The sequence below is a fragment of the Photorhabdus sp. RM96S genome, assembly GCF_042879335.1.
Classification (GTDB): domain Bacteria; phylum Pseudomonadota; class Gammaproteobacteria; order Enterobacterales; family Enterobacteriaceae; genus Photorhabdus; species Photorhabdus kayaii.
The window spans coordinates 38,828-56,313 of record NZ_JBHFKT010000016.1; the positions used below are offsets into that span (position 1 = coordinate 38,828).

The window sequence follows — 17,486 nt, forward strand, 5'->3', positions numbered from 1 at the left end:
CCATCTTTTTCATTTGCCCATCTTTGATTTTTTATGCATATTTAGTGATTATAATTTCACTTTTGAATGGCGTATATAGAAAACGGGTGGGAAAATGAAGGAGCATACCGCAGTAGATAGAAACGCATACGATCAAGTTATGTTGCCAATTTATTCACCAGCGCAGTTTATTCCGGTGAGAGGGCAGGGTAGTCGTGTATGGGATCAGCAAGGGAAAGAGTATATTGATTTTGCGGGAGGGATTGCTGTTGTGGCTTTGGGCCATTGTCATCCTGCGTTAGTGGATGTTTTGAAGCAGCAAGGGGAGAAACTTTGGCATATCAGTAACATTTTTACCAATGAACCGGCTTTGATTCTGGCGCAGAAACTAATTGATGCGACTTTTGCTGAGCGGGTATTTTTTGCCAACTCAGGAGCAGAAGCGAATGAAGCGGCATTTAAACTGGCTCGCCACTATGCTATTACGCGTCACAGTCCCTATAAAACCAAAATTATCGCATTTCATCAGGGTTTTCATGGTCGCACCTTATTTACTGTTTCCGTGGGTGGTCAGCCAAAATATGCTGATGGTTTTGGGCCAAAACCCGCGGATATTATTCATGTGCCTTTTAATGATTTAGATGCAGTGAAGGCCGTCGTAGATGACCATACTTGTGCTGTTGTATTGGAGCCTGTACAGGGAGAAGGGGGAGTCACGCCGGCAGCACCGGCATTTATTCGTGGGTTGCGTGAGCTTTGCGATAAACATCAGGTGCTGTTGGTGTTTGATGAAGTGCAAAGTGGGATGGGACGTACCGGTAAGCTATTTTCTTATATGTATTATGATGTTACGCCGGACATCATTACCACAGCAAAAGCATTGGGAAATGGCTTCCCTATTAGCGCTATGCTGACGACAGAGAATATTGCTTCAGCGATGACGCCGGGAGCTCACGGTACAACTTACGGCGGTAATCCGTTGGCTTGTGCAGTTGCAAATGCGGCTTTTGATATTATTAATACACCAACAGTTCTGGAAGGAGTTGAAAAACGCCATAATTTGATGGTGAATTTTCTGAATGATATCAATCAGAAACATGCGATATTTGGTGAAATCCGAGGAAAGGGTTTGCTGATTGGTGCGGAACTCAAAGCACCGTATCAGGGAAAAGCCAAAGATATTCTACAACTGGCGGCTGAAAATGGCTTAATGTTGTTGAGTGCGGGGGGTGATGTACTGCGTTTCACGCCTTCGTTGATTATTAGTGAGGAAGAGATTGCTCAAGGAATGGCGCGGTTAGAGCAGGCAATTAACCCGTTGGTGTAATTAAATACAAGAGAAATCAGCGCAGGATTATGCGCTGATTAATCAGGCATCAACGTGTACCGTAAACAACAATAGTTTTACCGTGTGCAGAGATCAAGTTTTGATCTTCTAGCATTTTCAGAATGCGACCAACCGTTTCGCGGGAACAGCCAACAATCTGACCAATTTCCTGACGCGTTATTTTGATTTGCATTCCATCCGGGTGGGTCATTGCATCTGGTTGTTTCGCCAGATTCAATAAAGTTTGGGCAATCCGGCCGGTAACATCCAGGAAAGCCAGATTACCGACTTTCTCAGAAGTTGTTTGCAAACGGTTTGCCATTTGGGCAGATAAACGCATCAAAATATCCGGGTTTACCTGAATCAGTTGACGGAATTTTTTATAGGAGATTTCAGCTACTTCACAGGCGCTTTTGGCCCGTACCCAGGCTGTACGCTCTTGCCCCTCTTCAAATAATCCAAGTTCACCAATGAAATCCCCCTGATTTAAATAGGAGAGGATCATCTCTTTGCCTTCTTCATCTTTAATCAAAACCGCAACAGAGCCTTTTACGATGTAGTAAAGCGTCTCTGCTTTTTCGCCTTGATGAATAAGCGTACTTTTAGATGGATATTTATGAATATGGCAGTGTGACAAAAACCATTCAAGAGTGGGGTCTGTTTGTGGTTTGCCGAGAACCATTCGTTTCATCCTCTGTTGTTATCGCTGCCTAAATAACACGAGAATCTAAAAGTTTCTCGTTAGGCTGGCTTATAAAGACACTAGCTTAACATATTAGTTTGTTGAAAAACCGACAGGTAAGGGTTTTATATAGGTTATCTGAAATTTGAACACTAGGGTATTGATCTTAACCTATATATACCTGGCGCACTTCTGTTTTTAACACAGGAAAAGGCTTCTGTCTTGTCTTGTATTGTTTCAGCATAATAAACCGCTCATTAGATTGCTAGCTTAATACTGAAAGAGTAGGCTTGGATGCAAAGAACGACTTAAGAGGTATTTATGCAAGCGCGGGTAAAATGGGTTGAAGGATTGTCTCTTTTGGGGGAGTCATCTTCCGGTCATCAGATCATGATGGATGGTAATGCCGGCGATAAGGCACCGAGTCCAATGGAAATGGTATTAATAGCAGCCGGTGGTTGCAGTACGGTTGATGTCGTTTCTATTTTGCAGAAAGGCAGATATGACATCAGAGATTGTGAAGTAAAATTAACTTCCCGCCGTCGTGAAGAAGCGCCACGCTTGTTCACCCATATTAATCTGCATTTTATTGTTACGGGTAAGGATTTAATAGATAAAGCGGTTGAACGTGCAGTCATGCTTTCCGCGGAAAAATATTGCTCTGTTTCGTTGATGTTGGGGAAATCAGTTGAAATTACCCACAGTTTTGAAATTAAAGAGATAGATTGAGAAATTATTTTTGATTAAAAAATAACAACAGGTAACTAATTATCTCAGTTACCTGTTTTTTTAACTGAATAATATAAGATGCAAATTTTAAGTGCCGGATTTGCTAAATTGACCTCAGGCGCTGATTAACAAATCTTTTCCCCTTCCAGTAATCGCTGTACCAATGGCGTCATAATTAATTCCATTGCTAATCCCATTTTTCCACCGGGGACCACGATGGTATTAATGCTTGAAACGAATGAGCCTTGTAACATTGCTAACAAGTATGGGAAATCAATTTGAGTCAGATCACGGAAGCGGATGACAATAAAACTTTCATCCAGTGATGGAATGGCTTTGGCTGAGAATGGATTGGATGTATCAACGGTAGGGACACGTTGGAAGTTGATATGTGTTCGCGAGAATTGTGGCGTAATGTAGTTAATATAATCATCCATAGAACGCACGACGGAATCCATCACAGCTTCCTGCGAGTGTCCTCGTTCTCCGGTATCGCGGACAAGTTTCTGTATCCATTCAAGGTTGACAATCGGCACGACGCCCACGAGCAGATCAACATGACTGGCAACATTATGTTGTGGTGTGACAACGCCACCGTGCAGACCTTCATAAAACAGTACATCAGTCTGCTTAGGTAAGGATTCCCACGGCGTAAAGGTACCGGGGAGCTGGTTGTAAGGGACGGCATCGTCATAGGTATGAAGATATTTCCGACGGCGGCCTTCACCGGTTTCACCATAATCGATCATGGTTTTTTCCAGCATGCCAAAATCATTGGCTTCTGGCCCAAAATAACTGATATGCCTGCCTTGCTCTTTGGCTTTACGGATTGCGGCATCCATTTCAGGGCGGGTGTAACGGTGGAAACTATCTCCTTCTATCTGGGCGGCACTGATGTTAAGTTGCTGGAAAATCTTACGGAAAGCTAAACTGGTTGTTGTTGTTCCGGCACCGCTGGAGCCGGTAATTGCAATAATCGGATGTTTGACAGACATTCAGTAAACTCCATAACGTTAAGAATGGAACATTTCTTTTGGCACAATATTGATGCTCTCATGCAGTTCAGACCACACCAGCATAACATCTCCCCGTTCCAACTGACGGCGAATGTCAGAGACCTTCTGCTCCAGCGATTTTTCATCTTCGCCATAATCAGTGCCTTCCCGCAAGATAAAACTCTCTATCAAATTTAGCAAAGTTTCTGGTTCCAGTTGTTGCCACGGAATAATCATTGTGGTTGCTCCAGATAAGTTGACAGCCAATTTGGGATGCGTTGTTCCAGCCACATTTGTGGTTTCTTCAACGAACCACTGACAAAGCCGACATGTCCACCATATTCTGTCATTTGATATTCAATATTTTTGGGTAACATTTTGAGATCAGGGATAACTTCCGGTGCCATAAAAGGATCGTCTTTAGCATGAATAATCAGCAGTGGCACAGTAATATCAGGCAGACGCGGCAGAGCACTGCACTGGCGGTAGTAGTCCGCTGCATTTTTAAAGCCGTGGATTTTTGCGGTTACAATTTCATCAAATTCTCGAATATGTTTCAATCTTTTTACCTGAGACAGATTAATGGGGAGTGAACCGGGGTAGCGTAACAATTTACGGGTGGCATTACGTTTCAGGCTATTAAGTAAATAGCGTTCATAAACCTGAGAAAATCCTTTTTCTATCCGCAGGGAACAGGCTGCCAGCATCAGAGGAGCAGAAACAATAACGGCAGCATTGATCTGAGCATCTGTTTTTTCTTCTGCCAGATAGCAGGCCAGCATATTACCGCCGATTGAATAACCTACGGCTGATGTGGGTGCATCACCGTAGGTCTGTTTTAACCAGCTTAGAAAATAACGGGCATCGCTTGTTTCGCCAGAATGATAGAGGCGTTTTTGGCGGTTTGGTTCACCACTGCATCCGCGGAAATGCATGACAACACCAAGCCAGCCTTTTTTCTGGCAGACATGAAGCAAACCGTGGGCATAAGGGCTGTGGAAACTGCCTTCCAGACCATGAAATAGGATCAAGCGTGGCTTGTGTGCTGCGATGGCGGGATCTTCACTCCACGCCAGATCAACAAAATCGTTATCCGGTAAACTAAGTCGTTGCCAATAGGGTTGCAGTTCAGGATACCGCCGCACCAGACGCGGGAGTAGTGTCTGCACATGCGGATTACTGGCTCCGGTGAGAGGACGAAAGATATCAGTCATAATAGTTTCGAGTTAAATTGATTAGTTATCTTGTATGGTGAATAACATACTGATATTTTCTATGGAAGGGAAATGCCATTATTCAGGATGAAAGGTAACTCTTCATGACAGCAAGCCTAATTTTTTCATTAACCGCTTTTTTATTTATTTCTTCCATTACACCGGGGCCAAACAACATGTTGCTGACGTCATCAGGCGCTAACTTCGGCTTTATCCGCTCTTTGGGATTGCTCTTTGGCGTTGTTCTGGGCATGCAGACGATTTTATATCTGTCTGCTTTCGGAATAGCGGCGTTGCTGTTGGTCTATCCTGCTATTCACACGGTTATGAAAATTGCAGGTAGCCTCTATTTGCTGTGGTTGGCATGGAAAACAGCAACAGCCAGTTACCGACGTCTGGATACCAAAGATAGTGCTGTTATTAAGCCAGTGCGGTGGTATCAAGGTTGGTTATTGCAGTTTTTGAATCCGAAAGCCTGGCTGATGGGGTTGGGTGCGGTTGGCAGCTACAGTATTGCTGGTGATCATTACCTCTATTCCATCGTCGTGATCAGTATCGTGGTGATGTTTATTAATGTCTTGTGCGGCATGGTGTGGGCGGGCTTTGGTTCATTGATTGGGACGTTACTCCGTAGTCGCAATGCTTGGTTTCTGTTCAATATTACGATGGGTATATTGACGGCAACCTGCGTGCCATTGATTTGGCTTGGGTAATTCATCCATAAATTGCATTTTGGTTATAAAGAATATTTATTCATTCTTTTTGGCTTTGGACATCGGCTTTAAGCGTCTCTATTTTTTTACTCCCGAAGATCAGGGTCAGCATAAAACCACTGATATAAGCCACCACCAGCCCGGTAGCATATACTGCCATTCCGACAAAAATACCGCTGTTCGAGGTCATCAGTGGCAGTGCTACCAATCCAGATGGACCAAAAACCGTATTCAACCCAACAGGTAATCCCAAATAGGCGACCAAACCGATAAAGAAACCGCCGGCGGCACCGCCCAAACAGGCGGTAATAAAGGGCTTGATTCTCGGCAATGTTACCCCATAAATCAAAGGTTCACCGATGCCGAGCAAGCCTGGAATAATCGCGCCTTTTATTTGCGTACGCAGCAGAGAGTCTTTTTTCGCTTTGACATACAGTGCCAACGCTGCACCAACCTGTCCGCCGCCCGCCATTGCAAGAATTGGGAACAGAGAATTAAAGCCTTGTGCCTCCATGAGTGCGAAATAGACGGGAACAAACCCTTGGTGAATACCAAACATAACAGCGAGTAAAAATAGCCCAGCCAATATCGCCGTGCCAAAAGGATTGCCGTTAAGGTGAAGGAATAACCATGACATGCCGCTAAACAGATAACTCCCCAGCGGCATGATAAAGATAAAAGCAATGGCTCCCATGATTAGCAGAGTAATAGCCGAAGTGAGGATCATATCGAGATTATCCGGGATAATCTTACGAACTTGCCGTTCTACCCATGCTCCCAAAATAGCGGCGATAAGAACGCCGATAATATTGCCGCGCGGATCGATGCTATAACCAAAGAAAGTAGCAATACCGGAATAAAAACCGCTGGTGGCATCCGGGTTATAACTGAGTACAAACAGTGAAGCGATAATGGCGCCGTTTATTCCCGAGCCGCCAAATGCTTTTTGTGCGTTATAACCGATCAGAATACTCAGAAAGCTGAACATGCCTTTACTGAAAACTTTCATATAGCCGATGATTTCAACCAAAATGGTATTAGGGTGTTCAACGCCTTGAATGGCTACCTGTTCAAGTAAAGTAGCAAAGCCGAGAAGCAGACCTACGGCAATAAAACCGGGGATCAATGGGGTAAAAATGGTAGCGAATTTGGTCAGGAATTTGTGTACTGCACTGACTTGTTTCTCTTTAAGTTGCTTTTTATTAGCAGAAGCAATATTGGTTAAATTAGTGTCGTTTGGTTTCGATTGTGCTGTATGGGTAGAAGAATTTAGCAATTCATTCATTATTTCAGCCGCTGCTTGGGCTTTTCCCGGCCCAAGCACAATCTGAAACTGATCGTCGCTTTCAATAATACCTAACACATTGGGGAGCTGTTTTAACGCCACTTTATCCACCTGCGTATTATCGCGTAGTGTTAGTCGCAGACGGGTCATACAGTTGCCACATTGCGCTACATTATTTGCATTGCCGATGGCTTTAAGGATCTGGGCAATGACTGTGTGGTTAATTTTAGCCATCTTCTTACTCCTTCTCAGCAGGGGAAGTCGTTACTGAACGGCTGAGATCGTCGGTCGAATAAAACCGTGATGTTTTTCCAGTAAAGCCTTTGCTTGTTGAGCATTGACGCCCGCCAGAATCATCACAATGGCGGTTTTACAATGCCCATTACATTCAGTTAATGCCTGCTCAGCTTGTTCACGATTACATTCGGTGGCGGCGATAACGATATTTTTCTGCCTTTCAACCAGCTTGGCATTCGTCGCTTCTACGTCCACCATCAGGTTGCCGTAAACTTTACCTGTACGGATCATGGCGCCGGTGGTCAACATATTCAGAATTAGCTTTTGTGCTGTACCGGCTTTCATACGTGATGAACCTGTGACAATTTCCGGCCCAACTATCGGTGTAATGGCGATATCGGCTGCTTGTGTCATCGGGCTTTCCGGGTTGCAACTAATGCAGACAACGGTGGCACCAACGGATTTCGCATACGCCATTGCACCCAAGACATAAGGTGTGCGGCCACTGGCGGCAATGCCAACCAGTACATCTTTTGCATTAAAGTTTAGCGCTTGAAGATCATTTGCGCCTAGTTGTTGGTTATCTTCTGCATTCTCAACCGCATGTAGAATGGCTTGATGCCCACCGGCGATTAATCCAACCACTTGTTCCGGTTTGGTGCCATAAGTGGGCGGACACTCACTGGCATCCAAAATCCCTAATCGGCCCGATGTACCGGCACCGATATAAATTAAACGACCTCCCTGACGAAATGCTTCGACAATTTTGTCTACCGTTTCAGCGATTTTCGGCAAAGTTTGCTCTACAGCCAGTGCGACTTTTTTATCTTCGTCATTAATTAGTTTTAACATTTCAAGGGTTGGCAGAGTATCAATGTTGGCACTGGCTGGATTGCGACTTTCGGTAACTATATTGTTGAGATTGATTTTCATATTGTTTTTTTGATGGAATATTCTGGAATCGATGATAAAAAATCATTTATTCTTAAAATGTGATTACTATCACGGTGTTAATTATTTAAAATGTGTTGAGGATTAGGAATCTTTTATCTTCATAATAGTGATTCAATCAGTTAAAGTCGGCTTATTAGTATATGAGTAAGCAGAGCTAAGTATATACCCGTCATCTTTCAAGCTGCCTCTTTGTTGGCTGCACTTGCTCACCCCGGTCACATAGTTATCTATGCTCCCGGGGATTCGTTCCCTTGCCGTCGCGATGCAACTTGAAATCCATAGGGTATATATGCTTAGCTCGTCTTATTTTTAATAAATTCTATCATCCCATATGCTATAGGCAGATGTACCGGCAGTTATGTGATTCCAGGATATGGATCTATATTTGAGAAAGACTTTTTCGTACGGCATCATTTCATGATCGTTTATTGAATGCGGGTAGACGCAAGAAATGTCAACAACACTCGCTTCTGTTAATTTGACTTCATAGAAAAGCTCTAATTGTCCAGCCATATTTGTTCTGTAAAAGAAGAAAATCGCATTCAGTAGTTCGTTTGAAGATATAGCGGCTGCTAATAGCGGGGATGATTTATCTATTGGCTTGATAAATTGTATAGGGTGATGATCGACATTTTTTTCGCGAGTTATCGTGTGATTCAAATTCAATACCTGTATTTGATCTTCGTGCCCCTGTTGGTATCGGTTTCCTATGGAGTCTAGCGTTGAACAACCGGCAGAAATTAAACCTTGTTTCTTACCATCTAAAGATAAATAAATTATATGTGACATAAGTAATTACCATACAAACTCTTTAATTGAATTACCTAAGACTGTATGTCTAGGCGATGAAAGTACGACCTTAACACCAAAATAGAAAGAGATTAATAGTTCAATATTGAATTTCTTTCTTGAAGGATAGAAACATAAATAATATAGAAAATGGAGTTTGAAATTCTTTGCTCAATAATGTATTTATTACTTTCACCTTAAACATCAGGCGTTATTTTGTATTATTATACAGTAACTTAACTATAGGCGTTCTGCATTTGTTTAACATTTTGCTATTATGTAGTCGACATGACTATTTTTTATGTAATATAGTGCTATCTTCGAATTCTTAATTGTTAATGGGGTTAGCCATATGAACGATAGAGATAGGCAAGAGTTATTACAACAGCTCACTGACGTATTAGTGAATAGCCCGTTAATTCCAGAAGAAAAATTGGCAATGATGATGATGCAGTGTTTTGAGCTATTGTTGTCAACTCAAGCCTGTGCGATCGACATGAAGATTTCAGATGGTCGTGTTCTTTCACTCAAATTGGAAACTCCAGCGGTTAAACACTAATGTGATAATTTTTGGTTTTAAGAAATGTGAAAAGGGTTTCACGATGACATATAAAAAATACAACCCCTCGCTGGAGGGCTATATGGGAGATTTCCTGAGAGGTCATGTTGGGGCTAACCAATTAAAACCTCAGCATGAATTCTTTGATGCCATTGGTCTCGAAAAGCAGTTAAGAGAGAATACAACCTATATTGCGCTGCTATCGTTAGATGAAGCGAAAGGTGTGCTGGAAGATATTGATTCGCCAAAACCCAAAAGTCCATTTATAAAGAAAATATTTGAGATTACCGATCCCATATCACCCTATGCAGGTAACATACATGATTCTTTTGATCTTTTTAATGTTATAGGAGAGTTTAAAAAATTAGGAATTAAAGCGACAGAATATATGGGTAAAGATGGAAACAGATATATTAAAATATCAGGTTATGCGGGGGTTAGAAAGATCATTACTGCTTCAAGATATAAAGCTTCTAACATGAAGGTGATATCTATGGGGATTGGGCAGCAAGGACTGAATAGTGGCATAGTTAAGGGAATGAAGTTCAGCATATTCTTTTCTGCAGCTTATCGAACGGTTGAGCTTATATTTAAGGATGAATACACGCTGGCTGATTTTCTAGGTAATATTGCTGTGGATCTGGCTAAGGCAGTAATAACAGCCTGTGTTGCTTGGACTTTTGGGTCTGTAATGATAGCTACATCTATTGCTGGTGCCAGTGTAGTTGGTGTGGCTTTTGTTGTATTTATTGTAGGTTTTGTAATGACATATGCACTTGATATTATAGATAAAAGATTTAAAATTAGTGAGAATGTAATTAATTTAATCAGAAAAGAAGTGGAAAGGAAACCAAGATCTCCAGAAGCTAATTTCAACCAATTTCTTCATAACTGGGGGAGTTATGGGAAATAAAAGAAAGGTTATACATATCATCTGCGCTATTTTTATTTTCATTCTAACGTCATTCACTTTCTTTTTGACGGGGGGGAATTTAAATTCTTTAATTAAAATGGATGAAAAAATAATATTCTCAGGTGGTGTTTTTATGATATTTTTTTCTTCTCCTTTGGTTTTTTATTATGTTATTTTTGTTATTTTTGTTAATATAACTGGCCGTTATCCTAAATACCATGATAGTTTTAACAAATATTTTGGGACGATAGCTATTATTTCATTTTTTTTAGGTTTTCCTACATCTTTGTATGTGAATTATAAGTTAAAAAATGATGGCTATTTAGTATGTCCAAGGATATCTTGGACGTCGCCGAATACTTATGTGAAAGATATTAAACTGTGTGATTGATATTGTTGTATTTGACTTCAATCAATTCCTTGAGAACTGGGGGAATTATGGACAGTAAAAAAAAGATTGTACATATTATTGGTGCTCTTGCTATTTTTATTTTGACGTCATTTGGTTTCTTTTTGACAGGAGAAAATTTAATCTCTTTAGTTAAAATGGATGAGAAAATAACATTTTCAAGTAGTGTTATTATTATATTCTTTTTTTCTCCTTTGATTTTTTATTCTTTATTCTTTATTATTTTTGTTAGTATAACTGGTCATTATCCTAAGTATCATGATAGTTTTAATAAATATTTTGGATCGATAGCCATTATTTCACTTTTTTTAAGTTTTCCTACATCTTTGTATATGCATTATAAGTTAAAAAGTGATGGCTATTTATTATGTCCAAGGATATCTTGGACGTCGCCGAATACTTATGTAAAAAATATTAAACTATGTGATTGATATGAGTGATATGGTTGTGGATAGTAAAAGAAAAATAATACACATTATTTGCGCAATTTTTGTATTGGCTTTAATGTCGTTTTCTATGTTTATAGTAAGTGAATATTTGATTTCGTTGGTTTTAATGGATGATAAAATAACATTTTCAAGCAGTGTTTTTATGACATTTTTTTCTTTTCCTTTGATTTTATATTATATGGTTTTTGTTGTTTTTGTTAATGTAGTTGGTCGTTATCCAAAACATCATGATAGCTTTAACAAATATCTTTGTTCGATCGCTATTGTTTCAATTGTTTTAAGTTTCCCTACGTCTTTATATGTGAATTATAAGTTAAAAAGTGATGGCTATTTGGTATGTCCAAGAATCTCTTGGACGTCGCCTAATACCTATGTAAAAGATATTAAACTGTGTGATTGATATTAGTCTTATTGGGGGAGGGGGCGAAAAATGGATCTATACCCGTCATCTTTCAAGTTGCCTCTTTGTTGGCTGCACTCACTCACCCCGGTCACATAGTTATCTATGCTCCCGGGGATTCGCTCCCTTGCCGCCGCGATGCATCTTGAAATCCATAGGGTATATTATAGTTGTCTTCATTGTTGATTTGAAAATGAGGATTAATAATTATATTTTCAGAATGATGCTTACCTGCTATATTTCGCTATCCTGTATAGTAGCAAATACATGTCATTAGGTGTATAGGAATTACTATAGGGAAAACAGCTAAAAATCGGAAAATTTCTTATCTTCTAACGCATTTTATTTAAGTGAATTACTTATCCATTTATCTTAGAGAGTAAGAAGGAATTATGGTATAAATACAATCTATATTTATATCGCCAACATTTTTATAATAAATTAATTGATCATCTTATAATTGTTGTTTAATCTCTATTTAATTAATTTCAGTTAAGTCTAAATGATTTAGTTCATTATTGAAATAATAACGTAAGAAAGTATGAAAGATAAACCTGAATGGTGGAGATATGGATATACGTAATCTCAAAGCTTTTATCGTGTTAGCTGAAACACTTAATTATCATAAGGCTTCTCAAATACTACATATTTCTCAACCTGCACTGACTAAGAAAGTTAATGCACTGGAAGCGGAATTTGGGGCTCTTTTGTTTTCCAGAGGACCAGGTGGTACTCGGTTGACTGATTTTGGACAAAAAACCTTTGAAAATGCTCAGAAATTACTGGGTCATTTTGAGCAATTTCAGATTCAGGTTAATCATGATTTGCAAGATGATGCGCCACATTACCTTTATGTTAGCTCTTGTTTTCCTATTTATGATTCTGGAAAAATGGAAGAGCGGATTTTTCTAGGTAGGAAGGAAAAAGCCGTGCTTGTGCTAATTACTGGTTTGACATTTGAGCAGCAAATGAATCTATTAAACTCTGGTTTATTACATATCGCCATTGTTCCTCTACCATTAACTTCATCACTTATGCCTAGAAAGATTTTTACTGAAAAACTCGTTTACCTTTTTAAAAAAGGCAGTGATTGGTTACGGCATTTTACAGCATTAAGCGCTGAAATGGCATCGTTGTATCAGCTTATTGACATGGATGAGAATGATATACCAATTGATTTTACTGATGGCATTAACGCATTTTCTATTTATGATAATAGTATGAATTTAATGTTAAAAACGAATGATATTATGGTAATGATTGAGCTGATAATTAAACGCAATGGTTTTTCTTTAGTGCCGGAAAAAGTTATCCGCTCAATTCCATCACAATATTTGGATTTATTAGAAGTGTTAAAAACCGATATGGAGATTGATTTTGGTATCTTATGGAGTCCAGTTATCGATTATGAATTGATAAATGAAACGGAGTTATTATCTTCTCTGATTGATAATGTATGAATGAGGGATCATAGTTTGGTATTTTTAATGTAAAATAAACTATTGCTAATTTAATGTTATTATATAGACGGGAGGAATAAGTCAGATATCATATTGGTTATTTAAATATTACTATTAATAGTAAGTATTTTATAGGTTATAATCAATAATATTTGATCAATTCTCCAATGGTATAATTGATTTGAAAGAATTAGCAGTTATTAATAGGGATTATCTCGTGACTGCTCCCCGCCGTAAATTATTATGCGGGGATAAATCAGGTGAATATGAAATTGATGATGCCATGGGTAAATCCAAGATATAAGGATGTCAAAATGGTTTATTTTTACTGAGGTTTAATCCCCTTGAGGTGATAGACCAAGACCGTAAACGGGGTTACTCCTTTCGGCATCGGCAAGTTGCCATACACGACCTTAGCTAAAGCATAGGCATCAACTTCTGCCTCTTCACCCAACAATGGAAGCGCCTCACGCACTACGGCTGGTATATCATCGTCAGCGGTAAGTGTCAGTGTCGGAATAGTGCTTAAAGTGGCACCATCAACAATCTGCTCAGACAAAGCTAGCGAAACCGGTGCATCCTGATCCTTAATAGGGTGACCTTTCTTGACCACAAAGTACACCAAGCCATTGACTTTCTTCGCTGGCTTGCGTCCGGTAGTTTTCTTCGCAATCAGAGCTTCTCCCATCTTAACCTTGGCATTTACCTGTTTTTGTAATTGCTCCGCAAAGGTCAGGTAATATTTATCCATATCACTGCGTTTAAGCTGCATGCGATTGCGTAATCCATCAGTTAATCCGGCAGTCACTCGAACAGGATCCAGAGACAACCCACTTTCTGCATAACTGGTCAGTGTCTCTTTTAGCCCCGAGGCCATCGCTTGGCCCACTACATAGTCACGCTTACGGTTATCGTTATCGAGCGGTACACTCACGGACTTATTGGCTTTTACCGCTCGATCATTAGCTTGCACTAGTTGATCACGAGTAGAAACCAACGCCATCTCTAACTGCATTCGAGCAGTGTCAGTTTCTTTGAACTGTTTACGCACTGCCTCTAACTGCGTTTGTGCTTCTTTGAACTGACGCTGCGTAACCGTCAGCAAGGTCTGATTGTCACTTAACTGTTTTTGTAACTTATCTTTCTGTCTCTGCACTTCTACCCTGACTGATTGGTGATCAGATAGCTGCTTACGGCTCTTTTCCAGTTCAGTCTGGGAAGACTTCAACTCTGCGATACTATCGGTAAGTTGTCTCTTAAGCTTACGATTCTCTGCACGCAATACTTTACGGGCTGCTGTTTCGCTACTACCGGATGAGGCCCCTATACCAACAAGAATGGATGTTCCAACTGTATGTTTTGATGCACTTCTGTTTGAAGATGTCTCACCAGATTTGGACTGTTGCGCCATTAGTGTACTCAGACCATAATCAGGATTACTGGCGCTTTCCATCAAGCTATCTACCGAGAATGTGCCGCCAGGAGGTGTATAGTTTCCACTTTCTGTCGCACTCACAATATCAATCGTTCCCAAAAAACCAATTAATAACCAAGCACCGCGACGAAGATGCATTCGTATACAATTCATTGTGCATCTACCTGATTAATTAGTGCCAATGATAAGTCGTTCTTTATACGATAACATAAACTGGTAAGGGCATATTGATACTTAGGACGGACCAAGTCATTGATATCCTCACTGATCCCGTTAGCCACCGCCAAATATTGACTACCCGTACGGGCAATGCGATCAAACTCGGCTTTGTAGCGTGTGTATTTAGCGCCGCTGAACTGCTTCAATGCCTCCAACTCGCGAGTACATTGTGCCAATTTACCGGAATTGCTGTCAGCAGAGGGCTGCATAGTTCCGGCAAAACGACAATCACCGTTTCCAGATTCATGGGGTAATGAAGAATGAACCAATGTCTTAGCGGTTGACGATACTTTTATTTTACTTGATGTCGGAACTCTCTTTGGTGTGAGCTCTTGAGCACATCCTGTTAAAAGAAATGCAGCTGCTAATAGTAGGTAGAAATAACAACCATAAGATACAATATAGTGCCTTGTTATTTTCCGAACCTGCAACATCACACATATACGTTTAAGAACAAACACGTTATTCACCTTATTACTCCCCAGCATCATTAGCATCAAAACTAATTAAAAGCCATAATCACAATAACATCTCCCGAATAGGCACCTGCACCAACTTTACCCAATGATTGAAGTCTGGATGAAAAAGAAAATGAATAGAGATTATTTCCACTTACTGTTATTGGAACACCATTCCAAGCATTTGAGCCATTGATGTCCACATCGGAGTAAAGTGTTTTTTCAGGATTTAAATAAATAAACTTTTCACCCGTTGAGGATTTTGTATATAAAGTCAGGTTAGCTGGCAATGCGCACTGCACATTTCCTGTTATTGTTTTCTTATTCCCGTTGAGATTTTCTTGCCCCAAATTGCCATGATCAATTACAGATGGCAAATAAAGACTGCAAGATTGCTTGACTGATGGCACCTTGCCACAAACACTACCAGGCCACTGCTGTGCATCTGAACTATGTGGATTAGGTTGGTGTCGAATATAAAACAATCCTATACAATCTGCCTCAGGGGATCGCAAAAGGAACTCTGCTCGATATGGCAACGGAAATGCTTTTTTGTACTCCCTGGCTACCTCCTTCCTAGTCTTAAATTGAGAGATTCTAAGACAATGATTATCCAGTACACAGCTACCATACATCCCCGGGTATACAGGTTTATCACGATATTTCACATCTGGACCAACATAACAAAACACAGATTCGTAACATGGGTTTAGGTCGGTATCATTTTCCGTCCAGTCAACTACTTGTAGAACCACACGAGTGTCTGAACCGCTTTGGTACATATCAATAGGCGTAACGAAGGCTCCTGCATTTACCTCTATAAATGGAACACAAGCCAATGTCATGAAAAAAACAAGATAGAAAAAGCCCCTCATATTCCCTCCATTTCACTCATAGTCCAACATAAACGTCGAAATAGCCGAGAACTTACCAAATACTATTGAGTGATTTCTGATAGCAGAAGGTTCCCCTTGCACGTAGGCTTTAAAGTCCAGCGTGGCATTGCCATTATTTAAACTGTATTTTTTAACAGTCTTGTTTATCGAAATAGGTTCTCCAGCTAGAGATTCTATTCCAACCGCTGCCCCTGATGCTTGACTTCCCGGCTGAAAAGCCAAAAGCCCAGGAAGCTCATTATTTTCCTTACCTAGAAATTTTATATTCACCTCCCGAGCTCTTGTCACATCACAGTTTATGAGGTGAATTGAAAACGCTTTACTATGACTACGTTCATTTTGATAAAGGTGTTTTCCGAACACTGTATCGAAGTCCACGGTAATTGCATCATCTCCAGGCTGGATATCACAAGCTTCTCTAAGTACATTCACTTTTATACGAACAATGGATTCAAATTTATCCTTCGCATTACACACTGAGCTTATCGAAAGCAAGAGCAACAACGCTTTAAGGACATGTAATCGGTTACGCCGACACAAGGACGGTATCAGTCCATCTCGATCTGGCTTTAGGATGGTGTTCATACATGCCTCCTTTACTGAGTTATCCCAATTTTAGCAAACATCTCAACCGGCTTTACTACTTTTCACGGTACAAGTGCCACCACTACAACCAAACACTAATTTTGGCCGACCACCGAAATCATTGATGAAAATCAGTACAGGACTGTTACCCATTGCTGACGCACTGCCACCCAACACAGCACTGCCTTTTGGTGGGATCATCATCGGATTAAAACCGGATACCGCTGCCCCGTTTAGGCTGGATGACGCTGATGCAATAGTCACGTAGTACGGCGTCGGATTGTTAACCACATAGTGATCCCCTTGTCGAGTCATCGTCAATTTCTCCTGATAAGGATTTTCGTGGTCTGTTCGGCCAACAGTAATAGCCTTTGGCCGATAAAACAGTTTGATACGTGTTTGCAGTGCAATCTGCAATGTGTTGGGTTTGTTGGACTTCGGCGGAATTTCCCGGAGGTTGAAATAGAACAGCGTCTCTTTATCCTGAGACAACATGTTGATGCCCTGAGTGACTTGCAACTTCACTTGGCTTTTGGCTCCTGGCTCTACTCTCTGAAGTGGCGGTAGCGCAGTCAGTGGATTGTTAATCTTGTTGCCATGTTCGTCCTCAATCCAAGCCTGTGCAAGATAGGGCAACTCTTTATTCTGGTTACTGATACTAAGGCTCATTGATCTATCTTCCCCATTGAACACCGCGCGGGTGCGATCGAGGGCAATAGCTGCATTAGCCTGCTGAACAGCCAGAATACCTGCTAACATGACAGCGGAAGCTGCTATGTTTTTTTTCATTGTCATACTC

At 40.5% G+C, this 17,486-nt stretch carries 22 protein-coding genes; 10 read left to right on the plus strand and 12 right to left on the minus strand.

What is annotated here, in order from left to right:
• The first annotated feature begins 94 nt into the window (after positions 1 to 94).
• Positions 95 to 1,306, plus strand: coding sequence for an aspartate aminotransferase family protein (locus tag ACGF49_RS11415; RefSeq protein ID WP_113043114.1), 1,212 nt, complete (start codon positions 95 to 97; stop codon positions 1,304 to 1,306).
• 49 nt (positions 1,307 to 1,355) lie between these two features.
• On the opposite strand, the gene crp is transcribed toward ACGF49_RS11415, so the two are convergent.
• Positions 1,356 to 1,988 carry a cAMP-activated global transcriptional regulator CRP gene (gene crp / locus ACGF49_RS11420; RefSeq protein ID WP_010848517.1) on the minus strand — a complete coding sequence of 211 codons (633 nt, stop codon included), beginning with the start codon at positions 1,986 to 1,988 and terminating at the stop codon, positions 1,356 to 1,358.
• Between the two features lie 321 nt (positions 1,989 to 2,309).
• On the opposite strand from crp, the gene ACGF49_RS11425 reads away from it, so the two are divergent.
• A complete protein-coding gene (locus tag ACGF49_RS11425) occupies positions 2,310 to 2,717 on the plus strand; it encodes an OsmC family protein (protein WP_113043113.1) in 408 nt (135 codons plus the stop codon).
• Between the two features lie 125 nt (positions 2,718 to 2,842).
• Here ACGF49_RS11425 and ACGF49_RS11430 read toward each other — a convergent pair whose 3' ends face one another.
• Genes ACGF49_RS11430 through ACGF49_RS11440 form a run of 3 tightly spaced genes read right to left on the minus strand, consistent with a single transcriptional unit; the run spans position 2,843 to position 4,926 of the window.
• On the minus strand, positions 2,843 to 3,712 hold the full coding sequence (locus ACGF49_RS11430) for a phosphoribulokinase (protein WP_058588694.1): 870 nt from the start codon (positions 3,710 to 3,712) through the stop codon (positions 2,843 to 2,845).
• An 18-nt stretch (positions 3,713 to 3,730) separates the two neighbouring features.
• The gene (locus ACGF49_RS11435; RefSeq protein ID WP_113043112.1) at positions 3,731 to 3,949 is read right to left on the minus strand and encodes a YheU family protein; all 219 of its coding nucleotides are present in this window, start codon (positions 3,947 to 3,949) and stop codon (positions 3,731 to 3,733) included.
• Entirely contained in the window at positions 3,946 to 4,926 is a 981-nt protein-coding gene (locus ACGF49_RS11440) for a hydrolase (protein ID WP_228900366.1), read from the minus strand. Before ACGF49_RS11440 ends, ACGF49_RS11435 begins: the two co-directional genes overlap by 4 nt.
• 104 nt (positions 4,927 to 5,030) lie before the next feature.
• On the opposite strand from ACGF49_RS11440, the gene ACGF49_RS11445 reads away from it, so the two are divergent.
• Complete coding sequence (locus ACGF49_RS11445; protein ID WP_262978216.1) at positions 5,031 to 5,639, plus strand: LysE family translocator; 609 nt, start codon at positions 5,031 to 5,033, stop codon at positions 5,637 to 5,639.
• Between the two features lie 40 nt (positions 5,640 to 5,679).
• On the opposite strand, the gene murP is transcribed toward ACGF49_RS11445, so the two are convergent.
• From murP to ACGF49_RS11460, 3 genes are all read right to left on the minus strand, one after another.
• Positions 5,680 to 7,158 (minus strand): PTS N-acetylmuramic acid transporter subunit IIBC, encoded by a 1,479-nt coding sequence (murP, locus tag ACGF49_RS11450; protein WP_387491026.1) that lies wholly within the window; start codon positions 7,156 to 7,158, stop codon positions 5,680 to 5,682.
• Between the two features lie 30 nt (positions 7,159 to 7,188).
• On the minus strand, positions 7,189 to 8,094 hold the full coding sequence (gene murQ, locus ACGF49_RS11455; RefSeq protein WP_113043108.1) for an N-acetylmuramic acid 6-phosphate etherase: 906 nt from the start codon (positions 8,092 to 8,094) through the stop codon (positions 7,189 to 7,191).
• 330 nt (positions 8,095 to 8,424) lie between these two features.
• A complete protein-coding gene (locus ACGF49_RS11460) occupies positions 8,425 to 8,904 on the minus strand; it encodes an Hcp family type VI secretion system effector (RefSeq protein ID WP_113043107.1) in 480 nt (159 codons plus the stop codon).
• A gap of 352 nt (positions 8,905 to 9,256) precedes the next feature.
• On the opposite strand from ACGF49_RS11460, the gene ACGF49_RS11465 reads away from it, so the two are divergent.
• From ACGF49_RS11465 to ACGF49_RS11495, 7 genes are all read left to right on the plus strand, one after another.
• On the plus strand, positions 9,257 to 9,463 hold the full coding sequence (locus ACGF49_RS11465) for a hypothetical protein (RefSeq protein WP_113043106.1): 207 nt from the start codon (positions 9,257 to 9,259) through the stop codon (positions 9,461 to 9,463).
• Between the two features lie 43 nt (positions 9,464 to 9,506).
• Positions 9,507 to 10,376: a hypothetical protein gene (locus ACGF49_RS11470; RefSeq protein ID WP_229015605.1), complete on the plus strand. Its 870-nt coding sequence runs from the start codon at positions 9,507 to 9,509 to the stop codon at positions 10,374 to 10,376.
• Positions 10,366 to 10,767 (plus strand): DUF1240 domain-containing protein, encoded by a 402-nt coding sequence (locus ACGF49_RS11475; RefSeq protein WP_113043104.1) that lies wholly within the window; start codon positions 10,366 to 10,368, stop codon positions 10,765 to 10,767. Before ACGF49_RS11470 ends, ACGF49_RS11475 begins: the two co-directional genes overlap by 11 nt.
• A gap of 47 nt (positions 10,768 to 10,814) precedes the next feature.
• The gene (locus ACGF49_RS11480; protein WP_387491031.1) at positions 10,815 to 11,216 is read left to right on the plus strand and encodes a DUF1240 domain-containing protein; all 402 of its coding nucleotides are present in this window, start codon (positions 10,815 to 10,817) and stop codon (positions 11,214 to 11,216) included.
• A gap of 1 nt (position 11,217) precedes the next feature.
• Positions 11,218 to 11,634, plus strand: a complete 417-nt coding sequence (locus ACGF49_RS11485) for a DUF1240 domain-containing protein (RefSeq protein WP_387491033.1) — start codon at positions 11,218 to 11,220, stop codon at positions 11,632 to 11,634.
• Between the two features lie 569 nt (positions 11,635 to 12,203).
• Complete coding sequence (locus tag ACGF49_RS11490; protein ID WP_113043102.1) at positions 12,204 to 13,094, plus strand: LysR family transcriptional regulator; 891 nt, start codon at positions 12,204 to 12,206, stop codon at positions 13,092 to 13,094.
• A gap of 181 nt (positions 13,095 to 13,275) precedes the next feature.
• On the plus strand, positions 13,276 to 13,398 hold the full coding sequence (locus ACGF49_RS11495) for a hypothetical protein (RefSeq protein ID WP_262405160.1): 123 nt from the start codon (positions 13,276 to 13,278) through the stop codon (positions 13,396 to 13,398).
• 21 nt (positions 13,399 to 13,419) lie between these two features.
• Here the strand turns inward: ACGF49_RS11495 and ACGF49_RS11500 are convergent, their stop codons facing one another.
• From ACGF49_RS11500 to ACGF49_RS11520, 5 genes are read right to left on the minus strand one after another with little or no spacing between them, the layout of a single operon-like run.
• Positions 13,420 to 14,682, minus strand: a complete 1,263-nt coding sequence (locus ACGF49_RS11500) for an FKBP-type peptidyl-prolyl cis-trans isomerase N-terminal domain-containing protein (RefSeq protein WP_113043101.1) — start codon at positions 14,680 to 14,682, stop codon at positions 13,420 to 13,422.
• Complete coding sequence (locus ACGF49_RS11505) at positions 14,679 to 15,218, minus strand: hypothetical protein (protein WP_146748104.1); 540 nt, start codon at positions 15,216 to 15,218, stop codon at positions 14,679 to 14,681. The genes ACGF49_RS11500 and ACGF49_RS11505 overlap by 4 nt, the downstream gene beginning before the upstream one ends.
• 32 nt (positions 15,219 to 15,250) lie before the next feature.
• Entirely contained in the window at positions 15,251 to 16,081 is an 831-nt protein-coding gene (locus tag ACGF49_RS11510) for a hypothetical protein (protein WP_113043099.1), read from the minus strand.
• Between the two features lie 12 nt (positions 16,082 to 16,093).
• On the minus strand, positions 16,094 to 16,687 hold the full coding sequence (locus ACGF49_RS11515) for a fimbrial protein (RefSeq protein WP_113043098.1): 594 nt from the start codon (positions 16,685 to 16,687) through the stop codon (positions 16,094 to 16,096).
• A gap of 42 nt (positions 16,688 to 16,729) precedes the next feature.
• Positions 16,730 to 17,482: a fimbria/pilus periplasmic chaperone gene (locus ACGF49_RS11520; RefSeq protein WP_191214882.1), complete on the minus strand. Its 753-nt coding sequence runs from the start codon at positions 17,480 to 17,482 to the stop codon at positions 16,730 to 16,732.
• Positions 17,483 to 17,486: the final 4 nt, after the last annotated feature.

What these genes read in the sequence shown, in the direction of transcription:
- murP (WP_387491026.1), bottom strand. Translation starts at nt 7,158, where the DNA reads ATGGCTAAAATTAACCACACAGTCATTGCCCAGATCCTTAAAGCCATC.
- ACGF49_RS11425 (WP_113043113.1), top strand. Translation starts at nt 2,310, where the DNA reads ATGCAAGCGCGGGTAAAATGGGTTGAAGGATTGTCTCTTTTGGGGGAG.
- ACGF49_RS11520 (WP_191214882.1), bottom strand. Translation starts at nt 17,482, where the DNA reads ATGACAATGAAAAAAAACATAGCAGCTTCCGCTGTCATGTTAGCAGGT.
- ACGF49_RS11490 (WP_113043102.1), top strand. Translation starts at nt 12,204, where the DNA reads ATGGATATACGTAATCTCAAAGCTTTTATCGTGTTAGCTGAAACACTT.
- crp (WP_010848517.1), bottom strand. Translation starts at nt 1,988, where the DNA reads ATGGTTCTCGGCAAACCACAAACAGACCCCACTCTTGAATGGTTTTTG.
- ACGF49_RS11500 (WP_113043101.1), bottom strand. Translation starts at nt 14,682, where the DNA reads ATGAATTGTATACGAATGCATCTTCGTCGCGGTGCTTGGTTATTAATT.
- ACGF49_RS11445 (WP_262978216.1), top strand. Translation starts at nt 5,031, where the DNA reads ATGACAGCAAGCCTAATTTTTTCATTAACCGCTTTTTTATTTATTTCT.
- ACGF49_RS11440 (WP_228900366.1), bottom strand. Translation starts at nt 4,926, where the DNA reads ATGACTGATATCTTTCGTCCTCTCACCGGAGCCAGTAATCCGCATGTG.
- ACGF49_RS11475 (WP_113043104.1), top strand. Translation starts at nt 10,366, where the DNA reads ATGGGAAATAAAAGAAAGGTTATACATATCATCTGCGCTATTTTTATT.
- ACGF49_RS11510 (WP_113043099.1), bottom strand. Translation starts at nt 16,081, where the DNA reads ATGAGGGGCTTTTTCTATCTTGTTTTTTTCATGACATTGGCTTGTGTT.
- ACGF49_RS11435 (WP_113043112.1), bottom strand. Translation starts at nt 3,949, where the DNA reads ATGATTATTCCGTGGCAACAACTGGAACCAGAAACTTTGCTAAATTTG.
- ACGF49_RS11485 (WP_387491033.1), top strand. Translation starts at nt 11,218, where the DNA reads ATGAGTGATATGGTTGTGGATAGTAAAAGAAAAATAATACACATTATT.
- murQ (WP_113043108.1), bottom strand. Translation starts at nt 8,094, where the DNA reads ATGAAAATCAATCTCAACAATATAGTTACCGAAAGTCGCAATCCAGCC.
- ACGF49_RS11515 (WP_113043098.1), bottom strand. Translation starts at nt 16,687, where the DNA reads ATGAACACCATCCTAAAGCCAGATCGAGATGGACTGATACCGTCCTTG.
- ACGF49_RS11480 (WP_387491031.1), top strand. Translation starts at nt 10,815, where the DNA reads ATGGACAGTAAAAAAAAGATTGTACATATTATTGGTGCTCTTGCTATT.
- ACGF49_RS11470 (WP_229015605.1), top strand. Translation starts at nt 9,507, where the DNA reads ATGACATATAAAAAATACAACCCCTCGCTGGAGGGCTATATGGGAGAT.
- ACGF49_RS11460 (WP_113043107.1), bottom strand. Translation starts at nt 8,904, where the DNA reads ATGTCACATATAATTTATTTATCTTTAGATGGTAAGAAACAAGGTTTA.
- ACGF49_RS11430 (WP_058588694.1), bottom strand. Translation starts at nt 3,712, where the DNA reads ATGTCTGTCAAACATCCGATTATTGCAATTACCGGCTCCAGCGGTGCC.
- ACGF49_RS11415 (WP_113043114.1), top strand. Translation starts at nt 95, where the DNA reads ATGAAGGAGCATACCGCAGTAGATAGAAACGCATACGATCAAGTTATG.
- ACGF49_RS11465 (WP_113043106.1), top strand. Translation starts at nt 9,257, where the DNA reads ATGAACGATAGAGATAGGCAAGAGTTATTACAACAGCTCACTGACGTA.